Genomic DNA, 16848 nt, shown 5'->3' with positions numbered 1-16848 from the left:
CTCGTCAATTGATCGCCGCAACGGCCGCGGCCAAGCCCTTGAGGGTCGCGGTTACGTTGATCGTCCTGCCATCCGTGGTCGGGAAGGAGATGACGGATGCCGCGGCCTTCGAAATCTGTTCGCGCATGATCGGACCAACCGGCAGCATGCCGACGCAGACGGCCTGATTGCATCCGTCGAGTTGAATTTTTATCGGCTCCTTGCGCCCCTCGAATGTCAGCGAGACAGGAGCGTCGCTCTTGGCGATCGGCGGGGCGCGCAAGATCATGTAGGGGTTGCCTTCCTTGGTGGCGGCAAGCGACCAGCTGAACGCAACCTGTCCTGCCTGGTCCTCGATGATCTGGGTGACATTGCAGACCTTTTGGCGCGCCTTCAGGTTCTCGTCGCAGATCAGCGTCCAGTTCTCGAACGGACGGGTGGTCCGTTGATATTCGCCAAGCTTCGCATCCGCAGGGATCGCTACGTCGGAAGGTTTTACCCTGTAGCCGGAAGGGATCGCTTCCTGCCCGGCCGCTAACGAGCCGGACAGGAGCATTGACGTCATGGACATCGCGACAGCAAGGACTGCCTGCCTGATCATGGCCGGGCTCTAGTTCAGCGTAAGGCTGACGCCCGCGCCGACACCCCAGTGTCCGCCTGCCGTCGTACCGGACAGGTTCGCTCGAACACGTCCTTCCTCGCTGGTGTAGCCGGCGCCGAAGGCCAGGGCGCCTTCACCGCGCCAATAGCCTCCGCCGGCGGCCACGCTCAGCTTGCCGGGACGATCGTCGTAGCGCAGCGAGCCGGCCGCCAAGCCGATTGCCGCAGCCTGGCGCGCCTCGCCCCTGACCTCTCCCATGTCCATGTTGAGCTGGCTGAGTTTGGAGTCCGCATACGCATTGGCTTGCTGCAGCGTGGTGGCCGCCACCTGGTTGGTGTAGTTCTTCGAATTGTCCAGGTTGAGTGCTAACCCGCTGTTGAACTGCTGAACATTGACCGCATCGGTGTTGGCAACGCCCGCCCCGACATTGTGGATGACGACCGGCGTGTTCGGGTCGCCGCCGGCAAGGGTAATCGAGTTGGACTTGTTGCCGTTCCCGTCCTTGTCGTACTGGACCGCGAACTGATTCAGGTCGCCGACGCTACCCTGCATGGCTTCGACCGCCTGATTGGTGGCGAAGAGCTGGCTGCCGTTGATGGCGTCGGTGGAGGTGCCGCTGATCCGGCCCGCCGCGACATTGGTGACGGTGCGCTCGTTGCCGACGGTGCCGACGCTTACCGTGCTCGTCGGAGCTGTTCCGGCGAAGGTATAGGCAACGCCGTTGATCGTGGTGCCGGTGGTGGCGACCGCCGCCGCCGTCGTCGAGCCCGCGCCGAGCGCGACGCTGCCCGGCTCGTTGGCCTTTGCGCCGGCGCCGAGCGCCACCGCCTGCGCTCCGTTGGTGGTCGCGTTGGTGCCGAGGGCGATGCTGTCGGCCTGGTTGACCGTCGAATTCTGGCCGATCGCAATGCCTCCTGGCGCCGTCTGCTGCACGATGGCGCCATTGCCGATGCCGATGCCATTGTCGCCATTGACGGTGGTGCGCGGACCGACCGCAACCGAATCGACGCCGACCGCAAGCGAGTCCGCGGCCGTCGAATTGGCATGGAAATACAGGCTCCCCGTCACCGCGAACGAGCTCAGCGCGCCCTTCAACTGGCGAAGCGTGACCGCGTCCTGGTCCTGCGTGCCGTCGGCCACGTTGATGATCTGGCGATAGGAGGTGGAGGTGCCGACCGAGACGGCGCCGAGCAGGCTCATGTCCGCGGTGTTGTAGGGAATGAGGCCGGTGCCGGAGAGGATCGATCCCGAAACGGGCGCGACCGCCCGATCCGAAACCGAGCCGGCGCCGAGCGCCACGCCGCCGATGACGCTCGCCTGGGTGTCGCGGCCGAGCGCCAGCGCATTGTCGGCGCTCGCGGTCGCCTGGTAGCCCAGGGCGGAAGAGCCGATCCCTTGCGCGAAGGAGTCCGCGACGGCAAGCGTCCTGTCGTTGGTGCGCACATAGCGGATGCCGTCGCCATTGGCGTCGGTGTAGGCCAGCGAGGTGTCGCCGGTAATATTGCTGATCGAATTGCCGAGATTCGTGATGTCAGCAGTATTGGCGGCGATATCGGTGGTGTTCTGCGTCACCTGCTGGTTGGTCGCAAACAGCTGCGAGCCGTTGACCGCATCGGTCGAGGAGTTGCTGAGCCGGCCCGCCGCGACATTGGTGATGGTCCGCTCCGCGCCGACCGCGCCGATGCTGACGGTGCTCGTCGGCGTCGTGCCGGCGAAGTTGTAGGCGACGCCGCCGATCGTCGTGCCGGCGGTGCCGACCGCCGCGGTGGTTACCGAGCCCGAGCCCAGCGCCACGGCGCCTGCGTTGCCGGCGGTGGCGTTAGCGCCCAGCGCGAGCGCATCCGCTGCGCTGGCATTCGCTTGCTTGCCGAGGGCGGTCGCTTGAGCGTCGGTTGCGAACGCGTTCTGGCCGATGGCGGTGCTGGACAAAACTGTGGCGTTGGCATTGGCGCCGATGGCGGTGCTGTACTGGCCCGAGGCCTTGGATATGTATCCCATCGCCGTTGCGTCGAGGGCCGATGCGACGGCGCCGCTGCCGATGGCCGAGGCGTTTGCGTCGGAGGCGCTCGAATTGACACCGGCCGCGATGGCGTTCGTCCCCGTCGCGATCGCGACTGGTCCGATGGCGACGGAGTCTGTGCCGGTCGCCGACGAATCCGCCGCCGTCGAGTTGGCGTGGAAATACTTGATGCCGCCGCCGGTGCTGATGCTGTTGATCGTGTTGCCGAGAGTGGTGATGTCGGCGGTGTTGGCGGCGATGGCCGTCGTGTTCTGCGTCACCTGCTGGTTGGTGGCAAAGAGCTGCGAGCCATTGACCGCATCGGTCGAGGAATTGCTGAGCCGGCCCGCTGCGACATTGGTGATGGTCCGCTCCGCGCCGACCGCGCCGATGCTGACGGTGCTCGCCGGCGTCGTGCCGGCGAAGTTGTAGGCGACGCCGCCGATCGTCGTGCCGGCGGTGCCGACCGCCGCGGCGGTTACCGAGCCCNGTGCCGGCGAAGTTGTAGGCGACGCCGCCGATCGTCGTGCCGGCGGTGCCGACCGCCGCGGCGGTTACCGAGCCCGAGCCGAGCGCCACGTCACCTGCGTTGCTGGCGGCGGAGAGGGCGCCCAGCGCGATCGCATTCTGGGCGCCCGCATTCGCTCCTACGCCGAGAGCGGTCGCCTGAAAGCCGGTCGCAAACGCGTTCTGTCCGATCGCCGTGCTGGACGTGGCTGTGGCGTTGGCATTGGCGCCGATGGCGGTGCTGTATTGGCCCGAGGCCTTGGAGATGTATCCCATCGCCGTTGCGTCAAGCGCCGATGCGACGGCGCCGCTGCCGAAGGCCGAGGCGTTGGCATCGGAGGCGCTCGAATTGGTGCCCGCCGCGATGGCGTTCGTCCCTGTCGCGGTCGCGACTGGTCCGATGGCGACGGAGTCCGTCCCCGTTGCCGACGAATCCGCCGCCGTCGAGTTGGCATGGAAATACTTGATGCCGCCACCGGTGCTGATGCTGTTGATCGTGTTGCCGAGATTGGTGATGTCGGCGGTGTTGGCGGCGATCGCCGTCGTGTTCTGCGTCACCTGCTGGTTGGTCGCAAACAGCTGCGAGCCATTGATGGCGTCGGTCGACGAATTGCTGAGCCGGCCCGCCGCGACATTGGTGATTGTCCGCTCCGCGCCGAGCGCGCCGACGCTGACAGTGCTCGTCGGCGTCGTGCCGGCGAAGCTGTAGGCCGTGCCGCCGATCGTCGCGCCGCTGGTGCCGACCGCCGTCGCGGTCACCGAGCCCGAACCGAGCGCTACGTCGCCGGAGCTTGCCGTCGCCGTCGCGCCGTTGCCCAGCGCGACATTGCCGGCAAGGCCGGCTGCACCCGCCGTCGAGCCATTGCCCAGCGCCACGGAGCCTTGCCCGACGGCCTTGTTGTTGTTGCCGATGGCAACCGCGCCTGCGGCTTGGTTTGCGGCGGTGGCGGTTGCCGTGCCGTCGCTGTTGGCGATGTTGTTGGCGCCGCCGGTGAAGGCGCCGGTGCCGCTGGCATAGCTGGGATCGCCGATGGAGACCGCGCCGTTGCCAAAGGCTGTGTTGCCGGCGCCGATGGCGACAGCCTTGCCGCCCGTCGCCGTTGCATTCGTGCCCACTGCAACAGCGTCGGCGGAATTGGCGACCGCCGCATTACCGATCGCCACGGCGTTGGTGGCGCTGGCCTTGGAGCCGATGCCGAGCGCGGTGCTGGCAATCCCGCTGGCGGCGGCGCTGACACCGGCGGCAAGAGAATTGTCTCCCGTCGCATTCGCGCCGGACCCGAATGAGGAGGCGTTCGCGCCGCTGGCGACAGCCGTGTTGCCGATCGCTGTGCTGGCGGAGCCACTCGCAACCGAGGTAGCACCCATCGCCGTGGCGAAAGCGCCCGAAGAGAGCGAATTGGTACCGATCGCGATGCTGTTGGGCACAGCCGTGTTGGCCTGAACGCCCGCCTGCGCGCCCGTGCCGAATGCGATGGACTGGTTGCCCCATGCACTGGCTCCTCTACCCACCGCTGCGGCGTTCGTTCCCGTTGCTTTGGTCAGGACGCCAATGGCAAGGGCGTTTTGCTGATTTGCTGTGACATCCGTGCCAAGGGCGATGGCGCCTTGGGCCAAGGCCCCTGACCCCGCAACGGTGCGCGCGCCGATATTGATAGAGTTGATATCGGACGCGACCGACTGGAAGCCTATCGCGATGGCGTTTTGACTGCCTGCATTGGCGTTGGTGCCTTGGGCAAGGGAATCGATTCCGCTCTGGGTTGCTTGATATCCAAGCGCCATACCGCGCAGGCCACTAGCGCTGGACTGATAGCCCATGGCGTATGCGTATTGGGCGCTGGCTACCGACCCGTAGCCAGTGGCGAACGCATAATTGTTGCTGGCCGTGGCGCCGACACCGACCGCGGTGGAGTTCGATCCCGAAGCGTGGGAGTTTGTGCCCAGTGCGCTGGCCCCGGCCGCAGTGGCGTCGGACTGAACGCCAATGGCTACCGTATTGATGTTGTTTGAAATCGCGCCGCCGCCGATCGCCACCGCGCCGCCGGTGCCTGTGGCCTGCGCATCCTGGCCGATTGCCACTGCGTATTGCGTTGACCCGACAGACCGGGTCCCGATCGCAACAGCATTGAGCTGAGAGGCCGTCGCGGCCGGGCCGATAGCGACTGAGCCACTGGCCGTCGCGGTGCCGCCGCCGGCGGCATACTGCGCGGACGCCGGGGTGGCGATGCTCCCGAATGCGATTGCACCCAGCGCCGCTGCCGCAATTCTGCGGCTGCCCAGCGTGCCAAGCCCCAGATATTTGCGTCGCATGCCGAGCACGCGGCACGCGTTGCGCAGCACCGCCATCAGGCGGCGCCGCACCGAGCGGCTGTCGGCCGCGCCCGCGATCCAGTTTCCGACAAAGCTTGAAGAAAGTTCGATCCTTCTCCGCCCCTCGACGCGTTTGGTCATGCTAGTTTTTCCTCGCAATTGCCGAGGCGCTCTGATGTGCCGCACCATTCGCCTCGGTGGCCAAAAAATCTTCGAAATTGCGCGTCTTCTCCCGCAACGAGAGACCGACCTTCGCGCCTTGTTTTTCAATCAGCTGATAGGCGCTCGCGACCCATGGCTGCGTCGGTTCTGGAACCGCATGCAGTGCAGCCTCCGTCCGTTCCGGCGGTAGGTTTACCGCCACCAGCGCGCGGCAGAGATCGAAATGAAATCCCGGATCGCCTTCACCACAAGCCGGAGAGGTCAGTCCAAGCACGAAACAGGCCAGGAGATGGTCGAGTTCCGCAGCGCTGATCCGGCTGGCGTATTGGCGTTGCAGTGCAGCCCAGGCCGCTTCGGCCTTAGGCGCGAAGACCTCGATTTCCGCGAATTGAATGTCCATGGGACAATCCGACATGCTGTATCATCTGGTTGCTCCCCCGCCCCAAATGACTTCAATCGCGACCATGAGCACATTCGCGGTGCAGGTATTTTGGAATAATCCGGAATCTTTGTAGGAAAATCCGGTATTTGGTCCCTGCGCCACAACTGTGACTGCTCTGCCACACAACCTTCGACTATACTGAAGATCAATCGAGGTATCGCCGCGGACAATCATGCGCGCCGCAACAGTCGTTAACGTTGCAGCTTCACCTGCCTGGGGGTTCTGTTCCGGTATCTGGACATGGTGACTGTCAAGTGGCTCTGGTCCGAGAATCCACTGAGATGAGCGACTTCCGCAATCGACAGGTCGCTCTCGATGAGAAGTTTTTCGGCGAAATCGAGACGCAGCCGCAGCAGGTATTTGTGCGGCGGCTCGCCAAAGGTCTTGGTGAATGCCAGGATGAAATGGCTCGGCGAAAGGCCACAGAGTGCGGCCAGCTCGGCCACCGCGATTTTGCTGGAAAAATTTACCTCCAGGAATTCGCGCACCCGCCGGGCGCTGCGGTTCGACAGACCGCCCTTTGGGGCTTGTGGCAACTTTCGCGCTCCTGCGTAGTTCCGAAGCAAATGGACGCCGAACATGGTGACCAACGAATCGATATAGAACTCGTTTGGAGTTTCCCGATCCGTCAGTTCCGCCTTCAGCAACTGCGCGAGTTGCAGCGCTTGGAAGTCGACGGTCCCGTACGGCGGCGGCTGAAGCTCGGCATGGCCGGTGTCGAATTCACGCGTTGCCAGCTCGAAGAGACTCTCGGGGGTGAGCGCCACGATTACGCTTTCCGTGGTGGATGACCGAGTCACCTTGCCGCCGAGGTCGGCTGGGACGATCATGATCATGCCGACGTCGCCGTCGTATTCGTGGACTTTGTCGCTGCCCAGCGATGCCGCAATCCCTGGTGAGGGTGTAAGCAGAACCGAAGCGAAATGTTCCGCCGCTTTGAATGTGTGTGATCCCGGCCCATGAACGACATGTGCCGCGCCGCCTCGAAACGTGACCAGGTAGCGCCCCGCGCTTTCCGGAATTCCGTCGAAGATGCGACGATCCGCGCGCCGCCGCTCTGTCCCGGCGCTTTCCTGGACGTTGCCTCTATGTTGCATCTTCGTCTCTGCCACTGCTGCGCCGATCAATCCAATCCTGTGCTGTATCGAGGAGCCCAGAATTCACGTTTGCTCCTGGGCGTTCCTTCGAATCCTACAGATGCTGCTTTATATTGCAAAGAAGAATTTGAGCTCAAGCGAAAATTTTACCAGGATTTTGACTATAAATTTACAGGTTTGAATTTTTAGCCAAGGCTACCTGACTATTTTCCGATCTTATCTTACCATTTTTAGCCTAGTTATTGTGCATAGTGCGCCGTCACAATCCAGCGTTGTATCCTGAATATAGATCGCGCGGCCATTGACAGAGCTGGTCGACTATCTGTCATCGCCACGGACGATCCAGCAGCAGTTATCGCCCGAACCATGGCTTCATTCCCTTGTGCTTCTTCATGGCGGTGGCCAAATGGCCTTGATCCGAAAATCCCGCGAGGTAGGCGACTTCGGCGATGGCGACCCTCCAGGAGCGATCCAGGGCTGCGGACAGAGCATATCCCGCTCCCCCGCATGGTTGCTCTTCTGGGATTGGCATTTTCGGGGATTGTGTCGAGGGCGTGCCGATCGACCCGATCGGCGCCTGCGCTGCGTTCCTGAACCTCGCCCGCATTTTTCATTCAGCCTTGCCTCAGCCGCTTTGCCAGCCCATCGAAATTCCGTGCCGTGCAAACAGCCAACCCGGAAATCCGGACGGTAATTTGTATCCCCCATAGTCCTGCCCAAAGGCAGCGTAGCGCATCCCGCGGATAGAAAAAACATTGTAAGTGAAGAAAAAAGTTCGCGCGAGAAAAACATGGCCTGGCTTGGCCGGCGCTACGGAATTATCCGGCTCACGCAGGCCTGCTAAAGATCGCCTCGGCGTTTCTCGTACAGATCCCAGGACAGCTCGACCATGGCCAGAAGAACGTCTTCCTGGCTCCACCCGGCGGCAACCGCCGCCTCGACAATTCCACGGACGAGCGGCAGCAATTGGCGCTCGCATTCGGCCGACAGATTGGCCTCGGCGCCGTCGGCAGGCGGACTATCGAAATCAAATCCCACCATCGGCGTTCCCCCGCCATCAATGATCTAATGAAATGTATGTCTCTGCAATCATACTCCCGTCTAATATACATCAATCGGTGACGAAACACAGCAGCGTCGAGATTGACCGGCATGGACGCCAGACTGCACCCGGTCGATGGTTCGTCTGGACGTCTTTTTGGCCTCCTGCTGCCGGCATTGCATATCTTGGATGCGAACCCCAGGCATTTGCGTAAAGCTATCGGGATCCTGGCGAGCTTTGCCGCATGGAGCGGAACCTGCCGCTTCATGGCATCGATGAAGTCGATCAGGTCACCGGGCCGAGCAGGACCGAGCCATCCGGCACCCCGCCATCGATCGGGATGGCTCTGCGGTTTGCGCTCGCCGCCATCGGCTGGCCGATGTCGGACGTCACGATGACCGGGCTCTTCGACGGCACGCGGTCGTAGAGGTCGATGATGTCCTGATTTATCAGGCGCACGCAGCCTGACGAGACGGATTTGCCGATCGAGTTCCATTCCGGCGAGCCATGCAGGCGGTAGAGCGTGTCGACGTTGTCGTGGAACAGGTAGAGCGCGCGGGCGCCGAGCGGGTTCTTGAGGCCGCCGGGCATGCCGCCGTTCTTGGCGCTGTATTCTTCCAGTTCAGGCTGGCGGGCAACCATCTCATCGGGCGGCGTCCATTTCGGCCATTTCTGCTTCCACTGGACGACGGCGTCTCCCGACCATTCGAAGCCGGCGCGGCCGAGGCCGACGCCGTAACGGATCGCCTGGCCGCCTTCGCGCACCAGATAGAGGAAATGGTTGGTCGTATCGACGATGATGGTGCCTGGCCGCTGGCCGGTCGGATCGGGAACGATCTGGCGCAGGAACTGCGGGTCCATCTTCTTGATCGGGATGGCCGGGAGTTCGAACCCGCTGTCGGAAATCGGGCCGTACATCGTCGCATAGTCGCCGAGCGGCGGCTCGTCATAGGTCGGCGGTGGCGGTTCGACCGGCGCCGGCGCCGGTCCGGTGGTGGTGCAGGCGGAGACCGCAATCGAAGCGGCGCCAAGGGCTGCAGCATTCAGAAAGCCGCGACGGCTCAGGCGATAGGGGTCGATTTCGGTCTTCAACATGGTTGCCTTTTTTAAGTCTCGAATCGCAAGAAAGCGTGAATGCCTTCAAGCGGCGCAGTGGTCGGCCTCCCCCAATGCCTAACGCGATAGGCGGTTCCGATTCTGGCCTGAGGGTGGACAAACAAAGGCGAAGCTGTGACCGCCCTGCCACTGTTGCTCGAAGGCAACAGAGTGATCAGCCGCCGGTCAGCAGGCCTTCAAGCGACGGCAGGATCAGCGCCGGCGGGAAATCCCGGTATTCCTCGGGCTGGTTGGCGCGGTTGATCCATACGGTGCGAAAGCCGAATTTCGTGGCGCCGGCGACGTCCCAGCGGTTGGACGACTGGAATGAGACGGCGCCCGGATAGAGTCGCCAGCCCGTCGCCACCATGTCGTAGGTCGACGGGTCGGTCTTGAAGCGCCTGACGGCGTCGACCGAAAAGATATCGTCCAGCACCTGGTCGAGGGCGGCCGACTTGACCGCCGCTTCCAGCATCTCGGGCGAGCCGTTGGACAGGATTGCGAGCTTGGCGCCGGATGCTTTCAGCGCCTTGAGCACGGCCGGCACTTCCGGATAGCAGTCGAGCCGCCAATAGGCTTCGAGCAGCTTGGCCTTCAGTCCCATGTCGGCGGAGGGAACCTTGAGCAGGGCGAAATCGAGCGCCTGTTCGGTGAGCTGCCAGAAATCGGCATAGCCGCCCATCAGCGTGCGCACCCAGGAATATTCCAGCTGCTTGGCGCGCCAGATTTCCGAAAGCAGCGGGCCGTCGGGGCCGATCTCGCCGTCATGACGGCGCACGGCTGCGTGCACGTCGAACAACGTGCCATAGGCGTCGAAAACGTAAGCCGCGTAATGCATGGCGACAGTTTTGAGGGCAGGCGGCGCAAGGTGCAAGCATCGATTGTAGTCTTGATCGCTTTCTTGGGGCGCTCTGGCCTCAACAAAAACCGCTCCATGCCGGTTGACGGCGCCGGTCAAAGCATCTTCCAATGCTTGGCACAGGCAGCTTTGAAGCGGAACCGAACAATGACACTGGCGACTGCGGCGCTATCGGCGACATGGACCTTCGTCGACGGCGACTGGTACGAAGGCAACGTCGCCATCCTTGGGCCGCGCAGCCATGCCATGTGGCTCGGCACCAGCGTCTTCGACGGCGCCCGCTGGTTCGAAGGCGTCGCCCCCGATCTCGAAATACCCGATCCCAAGACGCTGGCCGACGAAGTCTTGCTGGCTNAGCCATGCCATGTGGCTCGGCACCAGCGTCTTCGACGGCGCCCGCTGGTTCGAAGGCGTCGCCCCCGATCTCGAACTGCATGCCGCCAGAGTGAACGCCTCGGCGATCGCGCTCGGCCTCACGCCATCGATGAACGTCGACCAGATCGTCGGCCTGACCTGGGACGGGCTGAAGAAGTTCGACGGCAAGACAGCGGTCTACATCAGGCCGATGTACTGGGCCGAGCATGGCGGCTATATGGGCGTGCCGGCCGATCCGGCCTCGACCCGTTTCTGCCTCTGCCTTTACGAATCGCCGATGATCTCGCCGACCGGCTTTTCGATCACCGTGTCGCCGTTCCGGCGGCCGACCATCGAGACCATGCCGACCAATGCCAAGGCCGGCTGCCTCTATCCCAACAATGGCCGCGCCATTCTCGAAGCCAAGGGACGCGGCTTCGACAATGCGCTGGTGCTGGACATGCTGGGCAATGTCGCCGAGACCGGAACCTCGAACATCTTCCTGGTCAAGGACAGCCACGTGTTGACGCCGGCGCCCAACGGCACCTTCCTGTCCGGCATCACCCGCTCGCGCACCATGACGCTGCTTGGCGATTACGGCTTCAAGACCACGGAGAAGATGCTCTCGGTGCGCGACTTTCTTGAAGCCGACGAGATATTTTCGACCGGAAATCATTCCAAGGTCGTGCCGATCACCCGCATCGAGGACCGCGATCTGCAGCCCGGGCCGGTGGCCAAGAAAGCGCGCGACCTTTATTGGGAATGGGCGCATTCGACTTCCGCCGGTTGAGCCGCTAAAAGGCAATTGGCGCTTCATTCCGGAGTTGTTCCAGATCAATGCAGCCCTATCTTAATCCGGTATCCGCACCGGATTTTTCCATGAGGAGTATGACCGATGGCTTTTGAATTGCCCGCCTTGCCCTACGACTACGAGGCCTTGCAGCCTTACATGTCGAAGGAGACGCTGGAGTATCACCACGACAAGCACCACAAGGCTTATGTCGACAACGGCAACAAGCTGGCCGCCGAAGCGGGCCTTGGCGATCTGTCGGTCGAAGAGGTGGTCAAACAGTCGTTCGGCAAGAATGCCGGCCTCTTCAACAACGCAGCCCAGCACTACAACCACATCCATTTCTGGAAGTGGATGAAGAAGGGCGGCGGCGGCAACAAGCTTCCGGGCGCCCTGCAGAAGGCTTTCGACGCCGACCTCGGCGGCTACGACAAGTTCAAGGCCGACTTCATCGCCGCCGGCACCACGCAGTTCGGTTCGGGCTGGGCCTGGGTCTCGGTCAAGGACGGCAAGCTGGCGATATCCAAGACGCCGAACGGCGAGAACCCGCTCGTCCTTGGCGCATCGCCGATCCTCGGCGTCGATGTCTGGGAACATTCCTATTACATCGACTACCGCAACGCGCGGCCGAAATATCTCGAGGCCTTCGTCGACAGCCTCATCAACTGGGACCATGTCCTTGAAATGTACGAAGAGGCGAAAGCCTGATCGACCCAGAGAAGCCCCGGTACTCCGGGGCTTTTCTTTCTCAGCTGAAGCAGCAGGCACACAAAATTCGGCGGAATCCGGCCGGCGGACAGGGAATAATCCCGGCCCGCCCTCCGTTAACGGTAGGTCGCGACCCCTCATCATCCTGGAGCCAATTGAATGAGAAAGCTTGTTATCGCCATCTCTATGCTCAGCCTCGCCGCCTCGGCGGCTTTTGCCGACCCGATCCTCGACCGACAGGGACTGATGAAGGAACGAGGCAAGATCGTCGGCGGCCTGTCAAAAATCGCCAAGGGCGAGGCAGACTTCGATGCCGCCGCCGTGCTGACGGCGCTGCAGGCGCTGCAAGTCAATGCCGAGAAGTTCGATGTCGACACGCTGTTCCCGGCCGGCAGCGACAGCGGTGATACCACCGCCTCGCCCAAAATCTGGAAAGACATGGCGGGCTTCAAATCGACCGAAGACAAGTACCTCGCCGACGTCAAGGCCGCAGTCGCCGCCGCACCCGCCGATGTCGATGCGTTGAAGGCGCAGATCGATACGCTCGGCAGTGATTGCGGCACCTGCCACAAGACCTATCGGGTGAAGAAGAGCTGATCCCGGGCAATGCCCTTGTGGAAAAAATTTGTCGGCGCCGCCCTTGTCCTGGGTGTCGTCGGTGCCGGCGCCGGCTGGCTGTTGTCGGCGCCGGTCAAGCTCGACACTGACACCCTGGCGCAGCTCGGCCCCGGCGGCGCCGCCAGGGGCAAGCGCATTTTCAATGCCGGCGGCTGCACCTCCTGTCACGCCAAGCCAGGCTCGCAGGGTGACGCCCGTTTGCAACTGGTCGGCGGCCTCGAGCTCAAGACGCCGTTCGGCACCTTCGTGCCGCCCAACATCTCGCAGGATCCCAAGGACGGCATCGGCGCCTGGACGGTCGAGGACCTTGCCAACGCCATGCTGAAGGGCGTGTCGCCGTCGGGCGAGCATTTCTATCCGGCCTTCCCCTACACATCCTACGCCCGCATGAAGCCGGCTGATATTGCCGATCTCTATGCGTTCCTGAAGACGCTGCCGGCGGTCGCCGGCAAGGCGCCGGACAATTCCCTGAGTTTCCCCTTCAACATCCGCCGCGGCCTCGGCCTGTGGAAGCGGCTCTATCTCAGCAAAGAGCCGGTGATTGCCTTTGCCGATGGCACGCCTGATCCGGTACTCGCCGGCCGCTATCTGGTCGAGGGGCCTGGCCATTGCGGCGAATGCCACACGCCGCGCGACTTCACCGGCGCCACCAGGAAGAGCCAGTGGCTGGCTGGCGCGTCGGCAGCCGAAGGCAGCGGCGTCGTGCCGAACATCACATCGGGCGAGGGCGGGCTCGGTGACTGGTCGGAAGCCGACATCGCCAACTATCTCGAAACCGGTTTTACCCCCGATTTCGACTCGGTAGGCGGCGCCATGGTCGACGTGCAGCGCAACATGGCCGAACTGCCGCCGGGAGATCGCGCGGCAATAGCCGCCTATCTCAAGGCGGTGCCGCCGCATCCCAACGGCTACCCGGTGCGCAGCAAGCCGGCCAAGTGATCCCGGCTACAGGTGGCCATCTACAGGTGGCGATCGCCGAGGAAGTCGAAGCCCGTCTCGAAGAAATGGCTGTAATTGCAGGTCAGTTCCTCGCCGGGTGCGATGTCGCGCAAGGCATAGGTTTCCTCGGGCGAGGAGACATCGCAATTCGGTTCGTCGTCATGGTTCATGTAGCGGGCGTCGTCGGCTTCGAAGACGATGTAGTTCGGATCCCGGCGGTCTGGATAGGAATAACGGTCGAGATAGTTCTTCACCGGGCCGCTCTCGCCTTCATAGGTCTCGACGTCGATGATCCGGTCGAATCTGGGGTCGAGCTTCCAGACCAGCGTGCCCTTGGCAATGTGGTTCCTGGCGAAAACCCCGATGCCCTGGATCGGTGATTTCTCGAGATAGGTGTCGACGAGCAACATAGTGGCCCCTTTGCGTATGTCATGGTCTGGAAGGTGGCGCGCATGGGTAGCGCGCAGCCATTGCAAATGCGAGTGAAAATGAGCAGCCCGGAATTCAAAAAGTGACGACCGGCGCGCCTCGACGGGCGCGCTTTTCGCTTCGACATCAGCGCTGCTGCAAGGCCAGACGAACGCCTAACGCGCAGTAGATGCCGCCAACCACCTTGCCTTGCCATTTCACCACCGACGGATTGCGGCGCAGGAACGTGCCGAGCCGGCCCGCACTCACGGCAAAGACGACTGTGCTGAAAAGGCCGAGCAGAACAAAGATTATGCCCAGCGTCATCAGCTGGAGCATCACCGATCCGTTTTCAGGCCGCACGAACTGGGGCAGGAAGGCAAGGAAGAAAAGCGCCGTCTTTGGATTAAGCACTTCGGTCAGGACAGCTTGACGAAACGCCTTGCTGGCGGAGATCGCGAGTGCACCGGCAGTAGGATCGGCCGGTATTTTCTCGATGATTGCGCGAATGCCGAGGTAAACGAGATACGCCGCGCCGATGTATTTTACGACGCTGAACAGCGTTGCCGAAGTGGCGATGATCGCCGAAATGCCGACCATCGCCATGATGGTATGGAACACATCGCCAGCCGCGACGCCCGCGCCCGTCGCGACGCCAACCCTGGTTCCGGAACTCGTCGCTCGCGCGACCGTCAAAAGCGTGGCTGGGCCTGGAATAAACACAAAGCCAAGCACAACCGCTATGTAAGCCGTCAAGGTGGATAGATCGATCATTGCGACGCCTCCGTTGCATTCTCAGCCTTGCCCGTAACCTCGGGTTCGGGCTTGGCCGTAACCTTGAGCGCGAAGGAGTAGGTATAGGCGATCTCCTCCAGCCTTGAAAAGCGGCCGGAGGCGCCGGCATGGCCGGAATCCATGTTGATCTTGAACAGCACCGGATTGTCGCCGCTCTTGCGCTCGCGCAGCCGCGCCACCCATTTGGCCGGCTCCCAATAGGTGACGCGCGGATCGGTGAGGCCGGCCAGCGCCAGTATCGGCGGGTAGTCGTGATCGGCGACATTGTCATAGGGTGAGTAGGCGGCGATCGTTTGGTAATCTTCCGCCGACGCGATCGGGTTGCCCCATTCCGGCCACTCCGGCGGCGTCAGCGGCAAGCTTGCGTCGAGCATCGTGGTCAGCACGTCGACAAAGGGAACCTCGGCAACGATGGCGCCGAAACTATGCGGCGCCATGTTGGCGATCGCACCCATCAACATGCCGCCGGCCGAGCCGCCTTGCGCGACGATGCGGTCGTGTTGGGTGTAACGCTCGGCGACGAGATGCTGCGCGACGGCGATGAAATCGGTGAACGTGTTCATCTTGTGCGCCCGCTTGCCGTCGTCATACCAGCCATAGCCCTTGTCCTTGCCGCCGCGGACATGGGCGATGGCAAAGACAAAGCCACGGTCGACCAGCGAGAACCAGTTGGTGTTGAACGCCGCCGGAATGGCAATGCCGTAAGAGCCGTAGCCGTAAAGCAGGCACGGTGCGGAGCCATCGAGCGGCGTGTCGCGGTGGTGCAGCAGCGAGACCGGCACCAGTTCGCCATCGGCGGCCGGCGCCATCAGCCGGCGCGTGACATAATGATCCGGATTGTGACCGGACGGCACTTCCTGGGTCTTCAGCAGCACACGCTCGCGGCTGCGCATATTGTAGTCGAAGACCTGCGCCGGGGTCGTCATCGACGAATAGGTGAAGCGCATGATCTCGGTGTCGTATTCATAGGACCCCGACAGGCCGAGCGAGAACGCCTCTTCGTCGAACGAGATCAGATGCTCCTCGCCGCTGCGGCGATCGCGAACGACGATGCGCGGCAGCCCTTCCTTGCGCTCGAGCCTGACCATATGATCCCTGAAGCCGACCACCGACAGGATCAGCCGGCCTGGCTCGTGCGCCACCAGCTCTTCCCAATTGGCGCGAACCGGGTCATTAGCCGGCGCCGTCATGATCTTGAAGTCCTTGGCGCCGTCGGCATTGGTGAGGACGAAGAAGATGTCGCCGCCTTCTTCCAGATCATATTGCAGGCCAGTCTCGCGCTTTGCCACCAGCTTTGGCTCGGCGAAAGGCTCATCGGCGCGCATCAGGTGATATTCCGAGGTTTCGTGATCGTTGATCCCGATCATGATCCATTCGTTGGAGCGCGTGCCGCCGACATCCATGAAGAAGCCGGGATCGGTTTCCTCATAAATCAGCCGGTCATTAAGGGGGCTGCCGCCGAGCGCGTGGAACAGCACCTTGGACGGGCGATGATTGTCGTCGAGCCTTGTGTAGAAGAAGCCGTCATCGGCGGCATTCCAGACGCCGCCACCACTGGTGGCCTCGATCTGGTCGCTCAGTTCCTTGCCGCTGGTGAGATCGCGCACGCGAAGTGTGAAGAATTCAGAGCCCTTGTCGTCGAACGCCCACAACAGCTTGCGGTGATCGGCCGAATGGTCGACGCCGCCGAGGCGGAAATAGGGCTTGCCCTCGGCTTCCGCGTCGCCATCGAGCAGGATCTGCTCATCGCCGCCATCGCGCGGCATGCGGAAATAGCGGGGCTGTTCGCCGCCAAGCTTGAAGGATGAGCCGTAAGCATAGGGGCCATCCTTCATCGGCACCGTCGAATCATCTTCCTTGATGCGCCCCTTCATCTCGCCGAACAGCTGCTTCCGAAGCTCTAGCGTATCGGCCATAAGCACTGCTTGATAGGCGTTTTCGGCTTCGAGATGGGCGCGGATGCGGCCCTCAAGCAGGGAAGGGTCCCTGAACATCGCCTGCCAGTTCTCGGCCCTCAGCCAGGCATAGTCATCTGTGCGGGTAATGCCGTGGTGCGTGTCGAAGACGGGGTGTTTCTCGGGGCTCGGCGGGCTGGCGGTCGGAAAAGCTGAGGTCTTGGTCATTGCGTCTCACTGAAGAAATT

Annotated in this window: 13 protein-coding genes and 4 pseudogenes; 5 read left to right on the top strand and 12 right to left on the bottom strand. The window is 62.7% G+C overall.

Annotation, left to right across the window (positions count from 1 at the left end; translation table 11 throughout):
• Positions 1-4 precede the first annotated feature (4 nt).
• From X757_RS138850 to X757_RS138875, 9 genes and pseudogenes are all read right to left on the bottom strand, one after another.
• Positions 5-580 (bottom strand): invasion associated locus B family protein, encoded by a 576-nt coding sequence (locus X757_RS138850; protein WP_023727660.1) that lies wholly within the window; start codon positions 578-580, stop codon positions 5-7.
• A 9-nt stretch (positions 581-589) separates the two neighbouring features.
• Complete coding sequence (locus tag X757_RS1000000169830; RefSeq protein ID WP_373432861.1) at positions 590-2578, bottom strand: YadA-like family protein; 1989 nt, start codon at positions 2576-2578, stop codon at positions 590-592.
• Positions 2579-2641: 63 nt separating this feature from the next.
• Positions 2642-2944: pseudogene (locus tag X757_RS1000000169825) on the bottom strand (hypothetical protein); the annotation flags it as partial.
• Positions 2945-3218: 274 nt separating this feature from the next.
• Positions 3219-5396 (bottom strand): annotated as a pseudogene (locus tag X757_RS1000000169820) (YadA family autotransporter adhesin); the annotation flags it as partial.
• A 142-nt stretch (positions 5397-5538) separates the two neighbouring features.
• Entirely contained in the window at positions 5539-5958 is a 420-nt protein-coding gene (locus X757_RS138855; protein WP_023673694.1) for a hypothetical protein, read from the bottom strand.
• 233 nt (positions 5959-6191) lie between these two features.
• The gene (locus tag X757_RS01000000165360; protein ID WP_306413643.1) at positions 6192-7127 is read right to left on the bottom strand and encodes a helix-turn-helix domain-containing protein; all 936 of its coding nucleotides are present in this window, start codon (positions 7125-7127) and stop codon (positions 6192-6194) included.
• A gap of 810 nt (positions 7128-7937) precedes the next feature.
• On the bottom strand, positions 7938-8138 hold the full coding sequence (locus tag X757_RS138865; protein WP_023684556.1) for a hypothetical protein: 201 nt from the start codon (positions 8136-8138) through the stop codon (positions 7938-7940).
• A gap of 286 nt (positions 8139-8424) precedes the next feature.
• The gene (locus X757_RS138870) at positions 8425-9234 is read right to left on the bottom strand and encodes a L,D-transpeptidase (protein ID WP_023692792.1); all 810 of its coding nucleotides are present in this window, start codon (positions 9232-9234) and stop codon (positions 8425-8427) included.
• Positions 9235-9409: 175 nt separating this feature from the next.
• Positions 9410-10072, bottom strand: a complete 663-nt coding sequence (locus X757_RS138875) for a haloacid dehalogenase type II (protein WP_023727656.1) — start codon at positions 10070-10072, stop codon at positions 9410-9412.
• Positions 10073-10240: 168 nt separating this feature from the next.
• Here X757_RS138875 and X757_RS1000000169815 point away from each other — a divergent pair.
• The 5 genes and pseudogenes from X757_RS1000000169815 to X757_RS138895 all read left to right on the top strand — a co-directional run.
• Positions 10241-10330, top strand: a pseudogene (locus tag X757_RS1000000169815) (branched chain amino acid aminotransferase); the annotation flags it as partial.
• A gap of 118 nt (positions 10331-10448) precedes the next feature.
• Positions 10449-11237 (top strand): annotated as a pseudogene (locus X757_RS138880) (branched-chain amino acid aminotransferase); the annotation flags it as partial.
• Between the two features lie 105 nt (positions 11238-11342).
• Complete coding sequence (locus X757_RS138885) at positions 11343-11945, top strand: superoxide dismutase (RefSeq protein WP_023727653.1); 603 nt, start codon at positions 11343-11345, stop codon at positions 11943-11945.
• 159 nt (positions 11946-12104) lie between these two features.
• Complete coding sequence (locus tag X757_RS138890; protein ID WP_023684552.1) at positions 12105-12542, top strand: cytochrome c; 438 nt, start codon at positions 12105-12107, stop codon at positions 12540-12542.
• A 9-nt stretch (positions 12543-12551) separates the two neighbouring features.
• Positions 12552-13502, top strand: coding sequence for a cytochrome c (locus X757_RS138895; protein WP_023727652.1), 951 nt, complete (start codon positions 12552-12554; stop codon positions 13500-13502).
• A gap of 20 nt (positions 13503-13522) precedes the next feature.
• On the opposite strand, the gene X757_RS138900 is transcribed toward X757_RS138895, so the two are convergent.
• From X757_RS138900 to X757_RS138910, 3 genes are all read right to left on the bottom strand, one after another.
• On the bottom strand, positions 13523-13912 hold the full coding sequence (locus X757_RS138900) for an SET domain-containing protein (RefSeq protein WP_023673684.1): 390 nt from the start codon (positions 13910-13912) through the stop codon (positions 13523-13525).
• A gap of 145 nt (positions 13913-14057) precedes the next feature.
• The gene (locus tag X757_RS138905; RefSeq protein WP_023687228.1) at positions 14058-14684 is read right to left on the bottom strand and encodes a LysE family translocator; all 627 of its coding nucleotides are present in this window, start codon (positions 14682-14684) and stop codon (positions 14058-14060) included.
• The gene (locus X757_RS138910) at positions 14681-16828 is read right to left on the bottom strand and encodes a S9 family peptidase (protein WP_023727651.1); all 2148 of its coding nucleotides are present in this window, start codon (positions 16826-16828) and stop codon (positions 14681-14683) included. The genes X757_RS138905 and X757_RS138910 overlap by 4 nt, the downstream gene beginning before the upstream one ends.
• Positions 16829-16848 lie beyond the last annotated feature (20 nt).

Origin of the sequence: Mesorhizobium sp. LSHC412B00 (genome assembly GCF_000503035.1) — a bacterium.
Lineage (GTDB): Bacteria > Pseudomonadota > Alphaproteobacteria > Rhizobiales > Rhizobiaceae > Mesorhizobium.
Note: the sequence above shows the minus strand (reverse complement) of the source record. Positions and strands in the feature narration are given on the sequence as shown.